This window comes from Inquilinus limosus MP06, assembly GCF_000767795.1.
In the GTDB taxonomy this organism is placed as follows: domain Bacteria; phylum Pseudomonadota; class Alphaproteobacteria; order DSM-16000; family Inquilinaceae; genus Inquilinus; species Inquilinus limosus_E.
The window spans coordinates 1-3,952 of the sequence record NZ_JANX01000574.1 but is presented as its reverse complement, the minus strand read 5'-3'; the positions used below and the strand labels follow the sequence as shown (position 1 = coordinate 3,952).

The following is a 3,952-nucleotide window of genomic DNA, read 5'->3' as shown; positions in this document are numbered from 1 at the left end:
CCGATCGATACGCATGACGCGGAGATCCTGGCGGCGGTCGGCGATGACTGGATGCCGGCGGGCCGCGCGGTCGGCCGGCCGATGGGCACGATCACCGGCTTCTTCGCCACCGACGCCTTCTGCTTCTGGCGGCTGCGCCAGCTGGCGGCGCAGGGCAAGGTGGAGATCGAGGGCAGCCCGACCACCATCCGCGGCTGCCGGGTACGACTGGCCCGCTGAGACAAGGAACGGAACACCGATGGACCTCGACCGGAACCGGTTCAAGGCGGCGCTGGCCGCCGGGCAGACCCAGATCGGGCTGTGGAGCAGCCTGTGCAGCAACATCGTCGCCGAGATCGTCGGCGACAGCGGCTTCGACTGGATCCTGTTCGACACCGAGCATTCGCCGAACGAGCTGCCGGACCTGCTGTCGCAGCTGCAGGCCGCCGCGCGCGGCACGGCCACGGGCATCGTGCGGCCGGCCTGGAACGACCCGGTGCTGATCAAGCGCATCCTCGACATCGGCGCCCAGGCGCTGCTGATCCCGTTCGTCCAGAATGCCGAGGAGGCGCGCCGCGCCGTGGCCGCCTGCCGCTATCCGCCCGCCGGCATCCGCGGTATCACCACCAGCGGCCGCGGCAGCCATTACGGCCGGGTGACCGACTATCTGAAGAAGGCCGATGCCGAGATCTGCGTGCTGCTGCAGGTCGAGACCGGCGAGGCGCTGGCGCGGATCGAGGAGATCGCCTCGGTCGACGGCGTCGACGGCGTGTTCATCGGCCCGTCCGACCTGTCGGCCTCGCTGGGCCATATCGGCAACTCCCAGCACCCGGAGGTGCAGGACGCGATCCAGGACGCCGTGCGGCGCCTGACCGCCATCGGCAAGCCGGCGGGCATCCTGACCTCGGTCGAGGCCGAGGCCCGGCGCTACATCGAATGGGGCTACCGCTTCGTCGCGGTCGGCACCGATCTCGGCCTGCTGGCCCGCAATGCCGACGCCCTGGCCCGCGGCTTCAAGGGCTGACAGCGCGGGCGATCGGGGGCACCATGTCGCAGAGCGGCCGGGTTTGCCCCCGGCCGCGACCGTGATATCCCCGGCCTGGAGAGAAGGGGAGCGCCGACGGTGCGCATGAGGTGGGCACGGAGACGGGCATCGTGGGTCGCGCTGGGCGCGGCCTATCTGCTGTTCGTCCAGGCCATCCTCGGCGGCCTCGCCATCGGCGCCAGCGCCGCGCCCGCGGCCTTCGACCCGCTCTCCGCCCTCTGCCGCACCGATGACGGGACAATCCCCGCCCGCCAGGACCTGCCGGCCGGCCATCCGCACCTGCCCGATTGCTGCACCACCGGCTGCGCCATGTTCAGCGGCGCCCCGGTGCCGGGCTTCGTCGCGGTGCTGCTGGTGCCGCACCTGGCCGGCCGCAGCGAGCCCGCGCTCCTGCCCCTGGCCCCCGTCGCCGCCGCGCCCCAGCGCTCGCCGGCCAATCCGAGAGCTCCACCCGCCCAGGCGTGATCCAAGCCGGGCCTGCCACGGCGGCGGGCCCATCGGTTCACGGCCGGAGCCCGGCGCCAGAGACGCGCCGCCCGGCCAGCCTGGAGCAATCCCCATGTCCCTGTTCGCGCATCTGCGCACCGCCGCTGTCGCCGCCGCGCTGGCCCTGCTGGCCATCGGCCCGGCCGCGGCCCATGAGTTCAAGTCCGGCCCGATCGAGGTGGTCCATCCCTGGGCCCGGGCCACGCCGCCCGCCGCCAAGGTCGGCGGCGGCTATGCCGAGATCCGCAATGACGGGGCCGAGCCGGACCGGCTGGTCTCGGTCACGGCCGAGGTCGCCGGCCGCGTCGAGATCCACGAGATGGGCCTGAAGGACGGCGTCATGACCATGCGGCCGGTCGAAGGCGGCGTGCCCGTGCCGGCCAAGGGCACCGCGGCCCTGGCACCCGGCGGCTTCCACCTGATGATGATGGACCTGAAGCGGCCGCTGAAGGCGGGCGAGAGCTTCGCCGGCACCATGACCTTCGAGAAGGCCGGCACCATCGCCGTCACCTTCGAGGTCGCGCCGATTGGCGCGACCGGTGCGGGGATGGAGCATTGAGATGCGCGCCCGCATCCTGGTGCCAGTGCTGTTGGCCATCACCGCCATCCTGGTCGGCGCCGCCGGCTTCCTGCTGGTCTATTCCAAGGATCCGGCCACCGGCCGGGTCGTGGCGCTGGGAACGGAGCCGGGCGGCCCGTTCCGCCTGACCGACCAGACCGGGGCGACGCTGACCGACGCCGACCTGAAGGGCCGGCCCTTCGCCGTGTTCTTCGGCTTCACCCATTGCCCGGAGATCTGCCCGACCACGCTGTGGGAGATGTCGCAGGCGCTGGCGGCGCTGGGCCCGGACGGCGACCGGCTGCGCGTGCTGTTCATCACCGTCGACCCGGAGCGCGACCGGCCGGAGATGCTGCGGGAGTACCTGCAGTCCTTCGACCCGCGCATCACCGGCCTGACCGGCACGCCGGAGGAGATCGCCGCCGTGGCGAAATCCTACCGCGTGTATTGGCGCAAGGTGCCGACCACCGACGGCGACTACACGATGGACCATTCGGCCATGGTGTACCTGATGGATGCCGAGGGCCGGTTCCACGACATCATCGCCTATGGCACGCCCGAGCCGGAGCGGCTGGCCGCGCTGCGCCGCCTGCTCGCCGCCGACGCCTGACCCTTTTCATTCAACCATTGCCGCCCAAGCCGGCGACCAGGAGATAGATGATGCTGAAATCCATTCTGCCCGTGGCGGCCCTGCTCGCCGCGACCGCCCCGGCCTTCGCCCATGTCACGCTGGAAACCCAGGAGGCGCCGGTCGGCGGCACCTATAAGGCGGTGCTGCGCGTGCCCCATGGCTGCGAGGGCTCGCCGACCGTCAGGATCCGCGTCCAGATCCCCGAGGGGGTGATCGCGGTCAAGCCGATGCCGAAGCCCGGCTGGACCCTGGAGACGGTGAAGGGCAAATACGCCGCGTCCTACGACTACTACGGCACCCCGACCAGCGAGGGGGTGAAGGAGGTGGTATGGAGCGGCGGCAAGCTGCCGGACGAATTCTATGACGAGTTCGTCTTCCGCAGCTATCTGACCGCCGGGCTGACGCCCGGCCAGCACCTGTACTTCCCGGTGGTCCAGGACTGCGAGACCGGGACGGATCGCTGGATCGAGATTCCGGCCGAGGGCAAGGACGCCGACGACTACGAGACCCCGGCGCCGGGCCTCAAGCTGCTGCCGAAGAAGTGACGACGCTTCGCCCGGATGACCCAGCAAATCAGTCCCCCCTCCCCTCGCGGGAGGGGGAAAGGGGGAGGGGGTTGTCGATCGAAGGGCGCCGGCCTGCGATGGCCGGAGTGTTTGGGTATTTGCTCCGATACTCGAGGTCAGCTCCTGCGGCCCGAGCCCCCTCCCCCTACCCCCCTCCCGCAAGGGGAGGGGGGACAAGAAAGGACTCGCAGGGCCGGATCTGCGCCTGGCTGGTTCTTGTCCTGGCCCTCCTCGTCCCGCAGGCTGCATGGGCCCACGCCTCGCTGCTGCGGGCCGAGCCGGCGGAGAATGCCGTGATCGCGGCCGGGCCGGACAGCTTCCGCCTGACCTTCAACGAGCCGGTGTCGCCGCTGGTGCTGCGGCTGGTCCAGCCGGACGGCACGGCCATCGCGCTGGGCGACGCCCGGCTGGAGGATGCGACACTGGTGATCCCGGCGCCGGCCGGCCTGGGGCACGGCACCCATGTGCTGAGCTGGCGCGTGGTGTCGGAGGACGGGCACCCGGTCGGCGGTTCGGTCGTGTTCTCGATCGGCGAGCCCGGCGCCGCGCCGCCGCCCCAGGCGGCGGACATCGCCGACCGCCCGGTCGAGGCCGCGATCTGGCTGGCCCGGATCGCGATCTATGCCGCGCTGTTCCTCGGCGTCGGCGCCGCGGCGTTCCGCGCCGTCGTCGCTCCGCTGCCGCAC

At 71.7% G+C, this 3,952-nt stretch carries 7 protein-coding genes; all 7 read left to right on the top strand.

From position 1 onward, the window contains the following. Positions 1-219, top strand: a 219-nt coding sequence (locus P409_RS28705; RefSeq protein ID WP_034846473.1) for a DUF3658 domain-containing protein, incomplete at its 5' end; no start/stop codon positions are given. Positions 220-238: 19 nt separating this feature from the next. Next, on the top strand, positions 239-1,003 hold the full coding sequence (locus P409_RS28700; RefSeq protein WP_034846471.1) for an aldolase/citrate lyase family protein: 765 nt from the start codon (positions 239-241) through the stop codon (positions 1,001-1,003). A gap of 105 nt (positions 1,004-1,108) precedes the next feature. After that, complete coding sequence (locus P409_RS28695) at positions 1,109-1,489, top strand: hypothetical protein (protein ID WP_034846469.1); 381 nt, start codon at positions 1,109-1,111, stop codon at positions 1,487-1,489. A 94-nt stretch (positions 1,490-1,583) separates the two neighbouring features. Next, positions 1,584-2,069 carry a copper chaperone PCu(A)C gene (locus tag P409_RS28690; protein ID WP_052121516.1) on the top strand — a complete coding sequence of 162 codons (486 nt, stop codon included), beginning with the start codon at positions 1,584-1,586 and terminating at the stop codon, positions 2,067-2,069. Position 2,070: 1 nt separating this feature from the next. Next, complete coding sequence (locus P409_RS28685) at positions 2,071-2,679, top strand: SCO family protein (protein ID WP_034846467.1); 609 nt, start codon at positions 2,071-2,073, stop codon at positions 2,677-2,679. 50 nt (positions 2,680-2,729) lie between these two features. After that, positions 2,730-3,245 (top strand): YcnI family copper-binding membrane protein, encoded by a 516-nt coding sequence (locus P409_RS28680; RefSeq protein WP_034846474.1) that lies wholly within the window; start codon positions 2,730-2,732, stop codon positions 3,243-3,245. 98 nt (positions 3,246-3,343) lie between these two features. Then, on the top strand, positions 3,344-3,952 hold a 609-nt coding region (locus P409_RS41315), incomplete at its 3' end, for a copper resistance CopC family protein (RefSeq protein ID WP_274519184.1).